Origin of the sequence: Streptomyces sp. AK010 (assembly GCF_014207295.1) — a bacterium.
GTDB classification, from domain to species: Bacteria; Actinomycetota; Actinomycetes; order Streptomycetales; family Streptomycetaceae; genus Streptomyces; species Streptomyces massasporeus.
Window position 1 is genome coordinate 139,987 of the sequence record NZ_JACHCX010000008.1, and the last position, 15,644, is coordinate 155,630.

Below are 15,644 nucleotides of genomic sequence, written 5' to 3' on the forward strand. Positions count from 1 at the left end.
GCACCCACATCCGGGTGGGGACGACACCCCTCCTCGACGACACCCGTCCTCGGCGAGGTGCGGCCCGTCACACCTGCCGGTGGTCGATGCCCAGCAGGCTCGCGGCCGCGGCGAAGTCGGCCGTGTGACGGCCCACCGCGAGGGACCAGTGGTGGCCGACGCCCGTGGCGCTCCAGGCGTCGACCCATTCGCCGGGGTCGCGGCCGAAGTCGACCCGGCTGGTGGTGTTGCCGATCTCCAGTAGCGGTCCCGGTACGACGGTGCCCTCGGAGGTGACGAAGGACAGGCTGCCGTCGGCGTCCTGGCCGAGGCCGAGCAGGGTGACGGGGCCGTGCCGGACGTCGAGCTCGACGCTCACGCCCCAGCCGCGTTTGCCGTGGTAGACGCCGAGGCCGCGCAGCAGCGGGTCGCGGGCGCCGAGCGCGAGGTGGGCGGGGCCGTCGTGACCCATCTCCACCACGCCGTCCTCGAAGTTCAAGGCCTGGATCTCGGTGAAGGAGCCTCCGGCGCCGACGCTCTGGGAGGCCAACTGGGCGACGGAGGTGCGCAGTTCGTACTCGCCGGCCGCGGGCACGCCCCGGGCGGTCAGCAGGGAGGCGCCGAGGATCATGCCGGCGGCGAGCCGCTCGTGCAGTTCGCCGTCGAGCCCGCGGTGGTAGTAGGCGAGGCTGTCGAGACCGAAGTCCGCGACCAGCCGGTCCAGGGCGACGGACACGGTCGCGCCCCAGGCGAAGTCCTCCTCCACCACGCTCTCGTCGAGGGTGAACACCTGCCGGGCGAGCGCCATCCGTTCCCGGGTCTTTGCCTGCGTCACCTGTTCCACGCGGTGCCGCAGGTCGTCGAACTCCAGGACCTCCACGTGCGAGCCGAACGTCGTGGCGAGCAGCGTCGGGTCGGTCTGCACGTCGAGCATGCCCGGGTAGACGTGCCCCATGAGGCCGTGCCGGGCGTGCCGGAGCGCGGCCCGGATGTGCGCGGCCCGGATCCACTGCTCGATGCGCCGCCAGGCGGACTCCTGGTGCAGCCAGCCCGACACCGACCGGAAGGGGATGCCTGCGCGGCGGAAGACGTTGCCCACCTCGGGGACGGAGCACTGGGCGCAGTAGGCCAGCCAGTCCCCCGTGCCGAAGGTCGCGTGGTCCATCCTCTCCGACGGCTGGAGGTCGATGACCAAAACCGGGGTGTGCGAGCGCTGTGCGACCGGCAGCACCATCGAGGAGGTGAGGTACGTGGTGAGGAACAGCACGATCAGGTCGCAGTCGGCCCTGCGCAACTCCTCGGCGGCGCGGGCGCCTTCCCGGGCGTCGGAGACGAACCCGGCGTCGGTCACCTCCGCGTCCATCTCCCGGAACCGGTCGGCGACATGGGCGGCCGACTCCTGCAACCGAGGGAGGAGACCGGGGAACTGGGGCCAGTACGTGCCCAGTCCCCCGGCGACCAGTCCGATGCGGGTGCGGCGCCGGGTGACCGGGGGAAGCAGGTCGTGCAGGGCGGCGGTCCGTACGGCCGTGCGGTCCGCGGTCGTTGCCATGGTCAGTGCTCCTTGTCGGAGAGGCCGGCGGGCCAGGTGCTGGGGACGCGCAGGTCCGCCGCGTCCCGGGAGGGGCTCACGGGCCGCGGGACCAGGACGCGGATGATGAACAGGCCCGCGAGCGCCGCCGCGGTCATGCAGGCGGTGATCGTCCAGAGCAGGACGGACGGGCTGTGGTCGGCCAGGGCCGGGGTGAAGAACGCCGCGACGGCGAAGACACCGCGGGACAGGGCGTAGGTCAGGCCCTGGGTGGTGGCGCGGGTGTCCGCGGGCAGCGTGAGCTGCGACCACACCTTGTAGTTGGTCTCTCCGGCGAAGGGGTGGGAGAGCTGGTAGAGCACGAAGAAGACGAGCATGCCGACGAGTGCGCCGGCGGTCAGGGACGCGATGACGAAGGCGAGGATCTGCACCACCGCGGCCACGTGGAACAGCCGGTCGCGCCAGGCGCTGTCGGCGACGCGTACGAAGGCGAAGGTGAGCAGCACGCCGACGGGGATGAAGGCCAGGTTGATCCCGGTGGCGAGGCTCTGCGAGGCGTCGCTGACGGTGACGAGCAGATAGGTGCCGAACTGGCCGAAGGTGTTGGCCCCGAGGCCCCAGGTCACGTAGAAGACGAAGGTCGCGGCCATCGGCAGCAGGGCGGCGCGGGTCCACACGCTCTTCAGCAAGGCGCTCTCCGGCGCCGTCGCGGTGTCCGGCTCCGACAGCGCGTCGGGCAGTCTGAGCCGGGATCTCAGGGCCCAGGTGACCAGGGCGGCGACGGCGAGTTGTGCGGTGATGAGCCGGGCTCCGGTCATGCCCGTGGTGGACAGGACGAAGCCGAGGAAGATGGCGACGGCGATGCCCAGCATCCACATGACCTGCGTGAACGCCACGAGTCTCCCCCGGGCCCAGGCGGGCGCGGCGTCCGACACCACGGCCAGTGACGTCGGCAGGTCGGCGCCGGCCGCGAGCCCCGCGACGAGGACGCCGGCGAGCAGGGTGATGTCGTCCGGCGCGAGGGTGATGACGAGGGCGCCGATCGCGAAGCAGAAGATGTCCCAGTTGTAGACGCGGCGGCGGCCGAAGAGGTCGGCGAGCCGTCCGCCGACGAGGGATCCGACGGCGATGCAGCCGGTGACGATCGCGCTGATCGCCCCGGCCATCCACACGCCCATGTCGTAACTGTCACGGTAGATGGCCAGGTTGACGGAGATGCTCACGATCAGCCCGGCGTCGAGGTAGGAGGCCATGCCCGACAGGGCGGCGGCCTTCCAGAGCGGTGGGGGGATGGGGCGGGTACCGGCCATGATGCGACTCCGTCGTCTGTGACATCGCGGTTCCAGGGCCTGGTCGCAGCGAATATAGGGCGAGAAAAACGTTGCAACAAGGTGTCGCGCAGGCAGGGGCGACATGACGCCGAAATCCTCGGCCCTGTACGGGGATATGGCGTGGCCGCCCCAGCTCGCCTACGGTGAAGCCGTCCTGAAAACGTTTCAGGGGAAGGACCGTGTCCGTGATCTCCCCCGAGCTCCGGCGACTGTTCGACGATCCGCCCCGCGACTTCGGCCCCACTCCCCTGTGGTGGTGGTCGGGGTCGAAGGTGACCCGTGAGCGACTCGCCTGGCAGATGCGGGCGTTCGCGCAGGGCGGGGTCCACAACCTGGTCGTCATCAATCTGGCCCCGGCCGGTCCGGCCTTCGGGGCCCGGGCCGACGATCCGGCGTGGTTCGGCGAAGAGTGGTGGGCGCGCTTCACCGACACCTGCGAGATCGCCGCCGAGCTGGGCACGCGGCTGTGGTTCTACGACCAGATCGGGTTCTCCGGGGCCAATGTGCAGGGTGGTGTGACGCGGCGTCATCCCGAGGCCGCCGGACGCGCCCTGCGCTGCCGTGACGTGCGCGCCTTGCGCGGTGCGGTCGCCCTGACCGATGCCGAGACGCCGCTGGCCGCGTACTCCCGGCGGGGCCGACGGCTCGATGTCGACGCGGACGGGCGGACGGCTGCCCCGGACGGAACCGAGGTGCGGCTCGTCACCGCCGTCCCCACCGCGTTCGACTACCTGGACCCGCACGCCGTGGGCCTGTTGATGGACACGGTCCACCACGAGTACGACCGCCGCGTGCCGGAGTACCTCGGCAGCGTCATCGCGGGCAGTTTCCAGGACGAACTGCCCGGCACCAACGCCTGGAGCCACCGTTTCGCAGACGAGTTCCGCGCCCGGCGCGGCTACGACCTGCTCGATCACCTGCCGGCCCTGTTCGGCACGGACGTCAGGGTGCCGGAGGGGAAGATCCGCTCCGACTACTACGCGGTCCGCGCTCAGCTGACCGAGGAGGCCCTGTTCCGGCCGCTCGCCGCCTGGCACCGCGAGCGCGGTCTGCTGCTGGGCAGCGACCAGAGCCATCCCGCCCGCGCGGGCTACCCGGCGCAGTCCACACAGATCTACACCGACTACTTCCGCACCCACCGCTGGTACGGCGCCGCGGGCAGCGACCATCACGGCGACGCCAAGGTGCACTCCTCCATGGCCCATCTCCACGGCCACGAGCGCGTGTGGATCGAGGCGTTCCACTCCTCCGGCTGGGGCGGCACGCTGGAGGACACCTATGACTGGCTGCTGCCGTTCCTGCGCAGCGGCGCCAACCTCTACAACCCGCACGCCAGTTACTTCGGCACCGCGGGCGGCTGGTTCGAGTGGGCGCCGCCGTCCACCGACTGGCGCCAGCCCTACTGGAGGCAGTACCCGGCGTTCTCCCGGGCCGTGGCCCGGATCTGTTCGATCATGTCGTGGGGCGGCTACGCGGCCGATGTGGCGGTGCTGTATCCGACCGCCACCATGCAGGCGCTGATCCCGCTGGACGCACCGGTCCGGCACTTCGGCGACGGGCGGCTGGGCGACGGCCATGCCGAAGCCGACGAGACCCAGCGCCACTACCTGGACCTGTGCGGCTCCAACAACTGGCTGGGGCCGCACGCCGGTGCCCTGGACCGGCACGGGATCTCCTTCGACGTCGTCGACGACGACTCGGTTCAGCGCGCCGAGGCCACCGGCGGTGCCCTGCGGGTCGTGGGCCTCGCCTACAGGGCGGTGCTGCTGCCCTCGGCGAGCGTGCTGGAGGAGGGGACGGCACGGCGACTGTCCGAACTGCTCGACGCGGGAGGGCGGGTGGTCGTCGTGGGCCGTCCGCCGGGGACTGCCGCGGGCCGGGCCGGTGACGACGCGGTCGTGGCGGCCCTTCTGGCGCATCCCCGGCTGGAGCGGGTGCCCGACCCCGAGGCCGCCGCCGTGGCGGTGGCGGACGCGACCGGGCACGCGACGGGCGAGGTGCCGCTGCTCGTCCGGCGCACGGGGCACGAGGCGGTGGCCCTGGTCACAGCGGCCTTCCCGGAGATCGGCGCGCACCCCCTGCGCCCGCCCGAAACCGCGCCCGAGCCCGTGCGCGACGCGTCCGTCACCGTCCGGGCGTGCGTCGCGGAGGCCGAGGTCTGGAACCCGGCGACCGGCTCCCGCGCCCCCGCCCGTGTCACGGTCTCCGACAACGGCGCGGTGTCGACCATCGACGTGCCCCTGGACGGCGCCCCGGCGGCCCTGGTCGTCTGGCGGGAGGGCCGTCCGGCTCCGGCACCGGCCCCCAGCGCGAGAAGGACCGCGGTCCGGACGGTCGACGTCTCGTCGGGCTGGCACGGCCGGCTGGTCCCCACGATGGACAACACCTGGGGCGATCTGGCGCTGCCCCCGGGAGCGTCCGTGGCGGAGCCGCAGATCTGGACCATGGAGTGGACCGAGGGCTCGGCGTGGGAGGAAATCCGGGTCACCTACGGCAACCGGGTCCGGGTCCTGCCCCCGGTGTCTGCCGATCAGGCTCCCGAACCGCTGGACGCCGCGGACGCGGAGCGGGTCCTGTCCGGTGAACTGCCCCTCGTACCACCGGAATCGGACTGGGATACCGGCGTGTACTCGTCGAGCCGCGGCCTCCCGGACCAGGGCGGACTGCTGGGTACCAAGGGGCTGGTGAACGAGGAGTTCGTACAGGTCCCCGTGCCGGTCGACGGCACGGCCGCCCGGGTCCGGGCGATCGTGGAGACCCGCCATCGGGGCCTCGCCGAGTTGCACGTCGGCGCGGAGGCGGTCAAGCGGGTGTGGTGGAACGGGCAGCCTCTGGGCCCGTACGACGGCGGCTACCTCGCCTCCGCCCCTGTCGCCGTGGCCCGCGACCTCAATGTGCTGGAGTACGAGCTGTCGGACGCCCAGGACCGGCCCTCCACCATCTCGGCTGCCGCCGGCACACCGCTCGGCAGCTTCTTCTGTCTCTCCGGACCGGGCGGGCTCGGCCCCCGGCCCCGGTTCATGCGTCCGCCCGATGGGGTACGGCCCGACGGCCGGGTCACCTATCGCGGACGGCTCCGGGTGCCGGCCAGGGAGGCGCGGGCGGTGCTCGTCGTGGGTGCCGCCTCGGCGGTGACCGTGCTGCTCGACGGGGAGGTGGTGGCACGGCAGGAGAAGGTGGAGTACTACGCGGCGGACTGGGGCGCCGTGCCGGTGTTCTTCCGCCATGAGCCGGAGCCCGGGGCGGGCGAGCACACGCTGGAGGTCGTGGCCGACACCGCCGATGTCCGGGACGCCGTGTTCGTCGACCTGGTGGCGACCTCCGGGTCCGAGGTGACGTCCCTGGTCAGTGGCGCCGGCTGGGAGGCCTGGACGGGCGCGTGGCGGGGCCTGACCGTCGAGGACACGCGCAGGCGGGGCGAGTTGCAGCACTGTCACGCCGTCGTACGGCCCCACCCGCTGCCGGACACCGCGTGGCTCAACGGGCGCCCGCTGCTCGGCGGTGCCGTACGGCCGTCGCGGACCACCGACGACGTCCGGCCGTCGCCGCAGCGCTTCCGGTTCACCGTGCCGCCGGGAACGGTGTCGCTGGAGCTGCCGCTGGAGCTGCCCGCGCGGGTCCGGGTCGGAGGAGGAGCTGAACCGGCCCTGTCAGGCGAACGGCTGACGCTTCGTGAGCCGCTTGCGGCACCTGCCCTGGTCGAGGTGGTCACCGAGCCCACGGTGGTGCTGCGGGGTGGTTCCGCCTGGCACGGTCCGGTTCGGGTGCGGGCCGTGGCGGCGCCACTGGAACTGGGTGACTGGCGCGAGCAGGGGCTGGGCGGCTGGAGCGGGGGCGTGACCTACGCGCGTGCGGTGGAGGTGCCGCCCGGGCCCGATCCCGTGCTGGATCTCGGGCGGGTGCGGGGCAGCGTGGAGGTGTCGGTCGACGGGGAGTTCGCCGGTGAGGCGTTCTGCGCGCCGTACCGCTTCCCGTTGCGCGGCACCGCGGGGCGGACCGTCCGGCTGGAGGTGACGGTCCGGGGCACGCTGGCGCCGTACCTCGCGCAGGCCACGCCGACCGACTGGGCTTTCCCGTGCCAGCTGCCGTCGGGGCTGTGGGGGCCGGTGACGCTGCGGATCCCGGCCGGGGGTCAGTCGTCGTAGGGCGGCCGGGTGGAGTCGCGCAGGACGAGGCCGGGGGCGAAGACGCGGGTCTCGTGGAGGTGGTCGGCTCGGGCCTCGATCTCGTCGAGCAGCATCTCCACGGCCGCCCGGCCGAGGTCCTCGACCGGCTGCCGGACCGTGGTCAGGGTCGTCGCCCCGAAGGTCGCGACGTCGAGGTCGCCGTAGCCGACGACCTGAACGTCCTCGGGGATGCGCACACCCCGCTCGGTCAGGCCCCGGCACAGGCCGGCGGCGAGGAAGTCGTTGGTGCAGAACACCCCGTCGGGCAGGTCCTTCAGCCCGCGGGCGATCTCCGTTCCGTACGCGACGGTCATCCGCTCGGCGACGACCTGGCCCAGCCGGGCCCCGCGGCGGCTGCGCACGGCCTGCCGGGCGCCCTGGTAGCGGTCGGCGCACTGGCGTATGCCGCGCTCGCCGTTGACGACGAGGATGTCGCGGGCCCCGCTGTCGAGGAGGTGCTGTACGGCGATGCGGCCGCCGGCGATGTCGTCGACGGAGGCCGAGCAGCCCTCCCGGTCGGGCATCGCGCGGTCGGCCAGGACGAGCGGGATTCCCCGCTCGCGCAGCCGGGCCAGCCGGCCCGGGTCGGCGCCGAGCGGTACGACGACGACGCCGACCGCCCGCTGCCCGACCAGCATGCTGAAGTAGCCCTGCTCCCGTTCGGGATCGTCCCCGCTGTGACACAGGACGAGGGAGTAGCCGTGGTCGTAGGCCGCGTCGGCGGCGCCTCGCGCGATGCGCGCGTAGAAGGAGTTGGTGACGTCGGGCAGAACCAGCCCGATCGCGCAGGAGTGTCCGGTGCGCAGCCCCGCGGCTCCGGGGTGGGGGACGTAGTCGAGCGCGGCGACGGCGACGCGGACGCGCTCGGCGGTCTGGGCGGTGACCCGCTCGGGCCGGTTGAGCACGTTCGACACCGTCGACACCGAGACACCGGCGGCCGCGGCGACGTCCTGGATGCGGGCGGGGCGTGCCGGAACGGCGTCCACCCCCTCGCTGTTGCGGCCGCGCGACCAGGCACGACGATGGCCTTCATGGGAGCCGCAAGTATAACGTGACCGGGCGTGGAACGTTTTTCTCACCGGTGGTCGAGTGATCTCGTCGTACAGGGAGACCCTGCGGGCGACGGCGTCCGCAGCCCGTGCCGGCGCGGCTGCGGGCACGTGGGGTGACGGCCGTGACGACGACACCGGAACCGGTCGGGGACAGGGACCGGTTGGACGAGCACGCGGCGCTCAGGACTGCACCGTGCCGGTCGCCGCACCGCCCGGCGCGGCCGCCGAACCGCTCCCGAAGCGGATCCCCTTGGCCTCCTTGCCGAGCGCGCTCAGCAGGATCACCACGGCCAGGGTGGGCACGATGGTCCACGCCATCGCCGACGGATACCCGTGGCGTTCGGCGAGGGCCTCCTGGATCGGCAGATTGAGCGCGGCGATCAGGCGGCCACGAAGGCGTTGCGCTGGTCCTTGGTCAGACCCGCCGCCTGCCCTTGCACGGTCTTCAGCACTGCGGGCTCCCGGAATTCGCAGCCGAGGCCAGGAACGCGGTGGCGGGAATCGGGCAAAGCGCGGCCCCGTTGTGGACCAACAGCGCCGGTGGCCCGTCAACGGCGTTCGGGGGGCCGCCTTCCCGGCGCCGCGACACCGCCGGAGGCCGCCGCGTCGATCAGGCGGCGGAAGGTGGAGCACTCCAGGTGGCTCGGCGCGGGGCACGCGGCGGCGTGCCGCAGGGAGTCCCGCAGGACACCCAGTTCGCGGATCGTGCGCTCCAGTTCGTCCGCCTTGGCGGACAGCATGTCCCGGTCGATGCGCGGCCGCCCGTCCGGCGCGAACATCTGCGCGATCTCGTCGAGCGAGAACCCCGCCGTCCGCCCCAGCGCGATCAGCGCCAGCCGCTCCAGCACCCCGGGGTCGTACTGGCGGCGCAGGCCGCGCCGGCCGGTCGTGGAGATCAGCCCCTTCTCCTCGTAGAAGCGCAGCGTCGAGGCGGGCACTCCGGCGCGGTGCGCCACTTCTGCTATGTCCAGGTCTGTCATTGTCTTGACCTCAAGTCGACTTGAAGTAGAACGCTGTCATCCCGTCCGGACGAAGGCAAGCAGAGGGAGATACGACGATGGATGCCTCACGCAGGTCCTACGACGAGCAGGCCGCCCGCTGGAACGGGCCCGCCGGCCACGCCTGGGTGGATCTCCAGGGGGTGCTGAACGAGATGTTCGGGCCGATCGAGAAGCTGCTCGTCGACGCCGTGTCAGCCGAACACGCGGCCAGTGTGCTGGACGTCGGCTGCGGCACCGGCAGCATCACCCGGGCCGTCGCGCGCAGGGTCGGGCACTGCGTGGGTGTCGACATCTCCGGCCCGATGATCGAGGAGGCGCGGGCGCGGGCCGAGCAGGAGGGGGTACCGGCGTCCTTCGTCCAGGCCGACGCGCAGGAGTACGCGTTCGAACCCGCCGCCTTCGACGCCGTCGTCTCGCGCTTCGGTGTCATGTTCTTCAGCGACCCCGTGCGGGCCTTCGCCAATCTGCGGAGCACGGTGAAGGACGGGGCCGGGCTGCGGTGCGTCGTGTGGCGGGGGCCCGAGGAGAACCCGTTCATGACGACGGCGGAGCGCGCCGCGGCCCCCTTCCTGCCGGAGCTTCCCGCCCGCCGGCCGGACCAGCCGGGCCAGTTCGCCTTCGCGGACCCGGGGCGGGTTCACCGCATCCTGGCGGAGAGCGGCTGGGCCGGAATCGCCATCGAGCCGGTCGACGTGGTCTGCACCCTGCCCGAGACGGAACTCGTCACCTATTTCAGCCGGCTCGGCCCCCTCGGCACGGTCCTGCCCGACGCCGACGAGCGGACCCGGGCGGAGATCGTCGAGGTGGTCCGGCCCGCCTTCGATCCGTTCGTGCAGGGCGCGGAAGTCCGCTACACCGCGGCCTGCTGGATGGTCTCGGCGCGGGCCGCCATCGCGAAACTTTCGTGAGGTCCGGCCCTCTTTTGCGATCGCGGGCGCCCGGCGCATAGTGAGATCACGATGACGCAGAAGAGAGCCCTGGTGGTCCGCGGCGGCTGGGAAGGACATCAGCCGGTCGAGGCCACGGAACTGTTCCTGCCCTTCCTCCGGGACAACGGATTCACGGTCCGGGTCGAGGAGTCGACCGAGATCTACGCGGATGCCGCCGAGATGGCCGGCACGGACCTGGTCGTGCAGTGCGTGACGATGTCGGAGATCACGCGCGACCAGCTGGCGGGGCTGGGCTCCGCGGTCGTGGCCGGTACCGGCTTCACCGGCTGGCACGGCGGCATCGCCGACTCGTTCCGCGCCTCCTCCGACTATCTCCACCTGGTGGGCGGCCAGTTCGCCACACACCCCGGCAAGGAACCGTGCGAGCGCCGGGGTGCGGCGGACGACAATTTCCTGCCCCACACCATCGTTCTCACCGAGGCCGGCCGGGAGCACCCGATCACGGCCGGCATCGAGGACTTCGCGCTGGAGACCGAGCAGTACTGGGTGCTCCACGACGACCTGATCGACGTCCTGGCCACCACCACGCATCCCGTCCGGCCGTGGCAGCCCTGGCACCGGCCGGTCACCTCACCGGCGGTCTGGACCCGCCGGTGGGGTGCCGGGCGGATCGTGGTGACGACGCCTGGGCACAGCGTCGACGTGCTGGAGAACCCCCAGGTCCGCACCATCATCGAGAGGGGCATGCTGTGGGCGACGCGCACCGCGTCGGAGTCGTAGGGCTCGGCGTCATCTCCCGCGCGTACCTGGACACGCTCGTCGGCCGTCCCGGCGTACGCGTCACCGCGGTCGCCGACCTCGACGCCTCCCGGTCGGCCGCGGCCGCCGCCGAACTGCCCGGCGCCCGGGCCCTGACGGTCGAGGAGCTGCTGAGCAGCCCGGACGTGGACACGGTCCTGAACCTGACCACGCCGGCCGCCCACGCGGGGATAGCCCTCGGGGCGATCCGGCACGGCAAGCACGTCTACGGGGAGAAGCCCCTGGCCGCGGGCCTGGAGGACGCCCGGGCCGTGCTGGAGGCCGCCGCGAAGGCGGGCACCGGTGTCGGCTGCGCCCCGGACACCGTGCTGGGCACGGGAGTTCAGACCGCGCGGGCGGCGGTGGAGGCCGGGAGCATCGGGCGCCCCCAGTTCGCTTCGGCCGTGATGGTCACCCCGGGCCACGAACGCTGGCATCCCCACCCCGACTTCTACTACACGGCCGGCGGCGGTCCGCTGCTGGACATGGGGCCGTACTACCTCTCGTCCCTGGTGCACCTGCTGGGGCCGGTGCGTGCCGTGACCGGGGCGGCCGGGCGGCTGCGCGCCGAGCGCGTGATCGGATCGGGCCCGCGCGCCGGCGAGCGCATACCGGTCGAGGTGGACAGCCATGTCACCGGAGTGCTGGAGCACGTGAACGGGACGCTGACGACGCTCACGACGAGCTTCGACGGCGTGGCCACCACCGCCGCGCCCATCGAGGTGCACGGCGAGAGCGCCACCCTGTCGGTCCCCGACCCCAACCGCTTCGACGGGGAGGTACGCCTCCATGCGCTCGGCGACACCCGCTGGCACTCCGTTGCGACGTCAGCGGGTTACGCGGACGGCGCGCGGGGCGTCGGCCTGCTCGACTTCCTCACCGCCGACGAGCGGCGGGCGCCGCGCGCGAGCGGTGAACTGGCCCTGCACGTGCTGGAGGCGATGACCGCTCTGCTGCGTTCGGCCGCCGAGGGGCGGCGCATCGAGCTGACGACATCGGCACGGGTGCCCGAACCCGTCCCCCTGACGGCTGCCGCGCAGTGGCACGGCCGCACCGACTGAGGTCAGTCCACGGGCCACGTGTGCGCGGGCGCGTTCATGTGCATGTAGTCCATGTACGTCCTGGTCATCTGCCGGAGCGCCTCGCGGCGGTCGGAGATGCCGGCCTTCTCCAGCTGGTGCACCGTCTCCGCCTGCCACAGGGCGCCGTTGCGGCCGGTGACGCAGCGCTGCTCGATGATGCCCAGCAGGGGCTCGCGCCAGGCGGCGTCCATGCCGGTCAGCTCCAGGCCCCTGTGGGCCAGGGGCAGCAGCCGCCGCAACACCAGTTCCGTGACCGGCGCTTCGCCCACGCCGGGCCAGTACAGGCGGGCGTCGATGCCGTCGCGGGCCGCGGTGTGGAGGTTCTCCTCGGCGACCGAGAAGGACATCCGCGTCCACACCGGCCGGTCCTCGTCGACCAGGGCGCGCGTCAGTCCGTAGTAGAAGGCGCCGTTGGCGATGATGTCGGCCACGGTGGGACCGGCGGGCAGCACGCGGTTCTCGATGCGCAGATGCGGGCCGCTGTCGGTGACCGCGTAGATGGGGCGGTTCCAGCGGTAGATCGTGCCGTTGTGCAGGGTCAGCTCGCCCAGCTGGGGAACGCCGCCGCTGTCCAGCTCCTTCTGCGGGTCCTCGTCCTCGCACAGCGGCAGCAGGGCCGGGAAGTAGCGCACGTTCTCCTCGAAGAGGTCGAAGACGCTGGTGATCCAGCGCTCCCCGAACCACACCCGGGGCCGTACGCCCTGGGCCTTGATCTCCTCGGGGCGGGTGTCGGTGGCCTGCTCGAACAGGGGGATGCGGGTCTCGCGCCACAGCTCCTTGCCGAACAGGAAGGGCGAGTTCGCCGCGAGGGCGATCTGCACGCCCGCGATGGCCTGGGCCGCGTTCCAGTAGTGCGGGAACTCCTTCGGGGCGACCTGGAGGTGGAACTGGGTGCTGGTGCAGGCGGCCTCGGGAGTGATCGTGTCGGCGTACGTCGACAGACGCTCCACGCCGGCGACCCTGATCCGCAGGTCCTCGCCCCGGGCGGCGAAGATCTGCTCGTTGAGCAGCCGGTAGCGCGGGTCTCCGGAGAGGGCGGATCCGCTGACGTCCGACTCGCCCAGGGTCGGCAGGATGCCGACCATGATCAGGTGCGCGCCCACCGCGGCCGCGCGGTCCTCGGCGTGGTTGAGGGCGTCGCGGATCTCCTGCTCCCAGGAGCCGGGGCCGCCTGCCGTGAGCTGCCGGGGCGGGATGTTGATCTCCAGGTTGAAGCGGCCGAGCTCGCTGGACCAGGCGGGGTCGGCGATCGCCTGGAGCACGTCGGTGTTGCGCATCACGGGCAGCCCGGCGTCGTCCACCAGGTTGAGCTCGATCTCCAGGCCGACCTGGGGGCGCTCGCTCTCGAAGCCCGACTCGTGGAGCATCCGGGCGAGCACCTCGAGGTCGGTGTGCATCTTCTCCCGGTACCGACGGCGGTCCTCCCGGGTGAACACCAGGGCCGGCACGTCACGTCCCATGTGCCCTCCTGCGCTCCTGCGGCGGATGTGTCCGCTCCTCGGCGATGGGTCTCGTCCCAGAGTCGCACCTTGTCCTCGCCCCCGCACCCACCTAGCCTGACTTTGTGCGGCAAATAAACAAACCCCGAACGCACAGTGCCGTGCCGGGCAACAGCAGCTCCCTGACCCGGCTCCGGATCGCCCTCACCGTCTTCTTCGCCCTCGACGGCTTCGTCTTCGCCGGCTGGGTCGTGCGCATCCCCGCCATCAAGGCCCAGACCGGCGCCTCCGCCAGCGCTCTCGGCCTCGCCCTCCTGGGCGTCTCCGCCGGGGCCGTCATCACCATGACCCTCACCGGGCGTCTGTGCCGCCGCTACGGGAACCACCAGGTCACCGTCGTCTGCGCGGTGCTGCTCTCCCTCTCCGTCGCCCTGCCCCCGCTGACCCACTCGGCGCTCGCCCTGGGCCTCGTCCTGCTGCTCTTCGGGGCCGCGTACGGCGGGATCAACGTCGCCTTCAACAGCGCGGCCGTCGAACTCGTGGCGGCGCTGCGGCGGCCGGTCATGCCGAGCTTCCACGCGGCCTTCAGCCTGGGCGGCATGGTCGGAGCGGGTCTGGGCGGGCTGGTCGCGGGGGTCCTCTCCCCCACCCGGCACCTGCTGCTGCTCACGCTGGTCGGCCTGCTCGTCACCGCGGCGGTGGGCCCCACCCTCCTGCGGCACGAGCCGCCGACGCCCCCGGAGCGGGACGCTCCCACCGGGGGAGCGCCGCGCCGCCTGGACGGCCGCACCCGTGCGCTGGTGATCGCCTTCGGCCTCATCGCGGGGTGCACCGCGTACGGCGAGGGGGCGCTGGCCGACTGGGGCGCCCTGCACCTCGAGCAGGACCTGCACGCCTCGGCGGGTGCCGCGGCAGTGGGCTACTCCTGCTTCGCGCTCGCCATGACGGTGGGGCGGCTGTCCGGCACGACGCTGCTGGAGCGCCTGGGGCGGACCCGGACCGTCGTCGCCGGTGGCACCACCGCGGCGGCCGGCATGCTGCTCGGCGCCCTCGCCCCCTCCTTCTGGGCGGCCCTCCTCGGCTACGCGATCACGGGCATCGGACTGGCGAACCTCTTCCCCGTGGCCGTGGAACGGGCCGGGGCCCTCGCCGGCCCCGACGGCGTCGCCATGGCCTCCACCCTGGGTTACGGGGGCATGCTCCTCGGCCCGCCCGCGATCGGCTTCATGGCGGACTGGTTCTCCCTGCCGTCCGCACTGACCAGCGTGGCGGTGCTGGCGGCGGTGGCGGCGGCCGTCGCAGCCCTGGTGGGGGCGTCCGCGCGGCGGACGGCCGGGGGCTGAGAGGAGGGACAGCCAGGGGGGATGCCGGTGATCCTGGGTACCCGTTGCCACGCCCGGTGTGATCACCGGGCCGTACGCCGCAGACGAGGAGGCAGACCCGTGACCGAACAGCAGCATCCCGGGGAGCAGCACCCGACCCCGGAGTTTCCCTCCCAGGACCAGCCGCACCCGGGATGGACGGGCCCGATGGACCCGCCCCCGGACCACGGCGAGGACTCCTACCGGGGCAGTGGCCGGCTGGCCGGCCGCAAGGCCGTGATCACCGGTGGGGACTCCGGGATCGGCCGCGCGGTCGCCCTGGCGTTCGCCCGTGAGGGAGCCGACGTGCTGTTCACCCATCTGGATGACGAGAAGGACGACGCCGCCGAGACGGCCCGGCTCGTCGAGGAGGCCGGCCGGCGTGCCGTGCCCGTCTCGTGCGACGTACGGGAGGAGGAGAACTGCCGGGCGCTGGTCGACCGCGCCGTGGAGGAGTTCGGCCGCATCGACGTCCTCGTGAACAACGCGGCGTACCAGATGTCGCAGCCCGACGGCATCGAGGCGATCACCACCGAGCAGTTCGACCGGGTGCTGCGCACGAACCTGTACGGCATGTTCTGGCTGTGCAAGCTGGCCCTGCCGCACATCCCGGAGGGCGGCAGCATCATCAACTCCACGTCGGTGCAGGCGTACAAGCCCAGTCCGCATCTGCTCGACTACGCGACGACGAAGGGCGCGATCGTCACGTTCACGCAGGGGCTGGCGCAGATGCTGATCGAGAAGGGCATCCGCGTCAACGCGGTGGCGCCGGGCCCGGTGTGGACGCCGCTGATCCCGGCGACCCTGCCGGACACGCGGACGTTCGGCAAGCAGGCCCCCATCGGACGGCCCGCACAGCCCGCCGAGATGGCTCCGGCGTACGTCTTCCTCGCCTCGCAGGAGGCGTCGTACATCACCGCCGAGATCGTCAACGCGACGGGCGGGACGCCGCTGCCGTAGCCCCCGGGGGCGGCCGCCGGAAATCCCCGGGCTTCGAGAGCGCTTCATGCGGCA

General features: G+C 72.5%; 13 protein-coding genes. 6 read left to right on the forward strand and 7 right to left on the reverse strand.

Going from position 1 to position 15,644, the window contains the following annotated elements:
- Positions 1-67 precede the first annotated feature (67 nt).
- Together HDC93_RS17705 and HDC93_RS17710 are read right to left on the reverse strand one after the other, a co-directional pair.
- Positions 68-1,531, reverse strand: coding sequence for an L-fucose/L-arabinose isomerase family protein (locus tag HDC93_RS17705; RefSeq protein WP_185011871.1), 1,464 nt, complete (start codon positions 1,529-1,531; stop codon positions 68-70).
- A gap of 2 nt (positions 1,532-1,533) precedes the next feature.
- Entirely contained in the window at positions 1,534-2,820 is a 1,287-nt protein-coding gene (locus HDC93_RS17710) for an MFS transporter (protein WP_185011872.1), read from the reverse strand.
- Positions 2,821-3,026: 206 nt separating this feature from the next.
- On the opposite strand from HDC93_RS17710, the gene HDC93_RS17715 reads away from it, so the two are divergent.
- Positions 3,027-6,986 carry a glycosyl hydrolase gene (locus HDC93_RS17715; RefSeq protein ID WP_185011873.1) on the forward strand — a complete coding sequence of 1,320 codons (3,960 nt, stop codon included), beginning with the start codon at positions 3,027-3,029 and terminating at the stop codon, positions 6,984-6,986.
- Here HDC93_RS17715 and HDC93_RS17720 read toward each other — a convergent pair.
- The 4 genes from HDC93_RS17720 to HDC93_RS17730 all read right to left on the reverse strand — a co-directional run bounded on the left by HDC93_RS17720 (position 6,974) and on the right by HDC93_RS17730 (position 9,039).
- A complete protein-coding gene (locus HDC93_RS17720; protein ID WP_185011874.1) occupies positions 6,974-7,993 on the reverse strand; it encodes a LacI family DNA-binding transcriptional regulator in 1,020 nt (339 codons plus the stop codon). The genes HDC93_RS17715 and HDC93_RS17720 overlap by 13 nt on opposite strands.
- A 246-nt stretch (positions 7,994-8,239) precedes the next feature.
- The gene (locus HDC93_RS38435; RefSeq protein ID WP_260419621.1) at positions 8,240-8,377 is read right to left on the reverse strand and encodes a hypothetical protein; all 138 of its coding nucleotides are present in this window, start codon (positions 8,375-8,377) and stop codon (positions 8,240-8,242) included.
- Between the two features lie 62 nt (positions 8,378-8,439).
- Entirely contained in the window at positions 8,440-8,568 is a 129-nt protein-coding gene (locus HDC93_RS38440) for a hypothetical protein (protein ID WP_260419622.1), read from the reverse strand.
- Positions 8,569-8,607: 39 nt separating this feature from the next.
- Positions 8,608-9,039: a helix-turn-helix domain-containing protein gene (locus tag HDC93_RS17730; RefSeq protein ID WP_185011875.1), complete on the reverse strand. Its 432-nt coding sequence runs from the start codon at positions 9,037-9,039 to the stop codon at positions 8,608-8,610.
- Positions 9,040-9,116: 77 nt separating this feature from the next.
- Between HDC93_RS17730 and HDC93_RS17735 the strand changes: the two genes are divergently transcribed.
- From HDC93_RS17735 to HDC93_RS17745, 3 genes are read left to right on the forward strand one after another with little or no spacing between them, the layout of a single operon-like run.
- Positions 9,117-9,968: a class I SAM-dependent methyltransferase gene (locus tag HDC93_RS17735; RefSeq protein ID WP_185011876.1), complete on the forward strand. Its 852-nt coding sequence runs from the start codon at positions 9,117-9,119 to the stop codon at positions 9,966-9,968.
- A gap of 51 nt (positions 9,969-10,019) precedes the next feature.
- Positions 10,020-10,730 (forward strand): ThuA domain-containing protein, encoded by a 711-nt coding sequence (locus HDC93_RS38445; RefSeq protein ID WP_185011877.1) that lies wholly within the window; start codon positions 10,020-10,022, stop codon positions 10,728-10,730.
- Entirely contained in the window at positions 10,700-11,809 is a 1,110-nt protein-coding gene (locus HDC93_RS17745; protein ID WP_185011878.1) for a Gfo/Idh/MocA family protein, read from the forward strand. The genes HDC93_RS38445 and HDC93_RS17745 overlap by 31 nt, the downstream gene beginning before the upstream one ends.
- A gap of 2 nt (positions 11,810-11,811) precedes the next feature.
- Here HDC93_RS17745 and HDC93_RS17750 read toward each other — a convergent pair whose 3' ends face one another.
- The gene (locus HDC93_RS17750; RefSeq protein ID WP_185011879.1) at positions 11,812-13,290 is read right to left on the reverse strand and encodes a glutamate-cysteine ligase family protein; all 1,479 of its coding nucleotides are present in this window, start codon (positions 13,288-13,290) and stop codon (positions 11,812-11,814) included.
- A gap of 140 nt (positions 13,291-13,430) precedes the next feature.
- Here HDC93_RS17750 and HDC93_RS17755 point away from each other — a divergent pair, with 140 nt between their 5' ends.
- Positions 13,431-14,612 carry an MFS transporter gene (locus HDC93_RS17755; RefSeq protein WP_185011880.1) on the forward strand — a complete coding sequence of 394 codons (1,182 nt, stop codon included), beginning with the start codon at positions 13,431-13,433 and terminating at the stop codon, positions 14,610-14,612.
- Positions 14,613-14,711: 99 nt separating this feature from the next.
- Complete coding sequence (locus tag HDC93_RS17760; protein WP_185011881.1) at positions 14,712-15,590, forward strand: SDR family oxidoreductase; 879 nt, start codon at positions 14,712-14,714, stop codon at positions 15,588-15,590.
- The last annotated feature ends 54 nt before the right edge of the window (positions 15,591-15,644 follow it).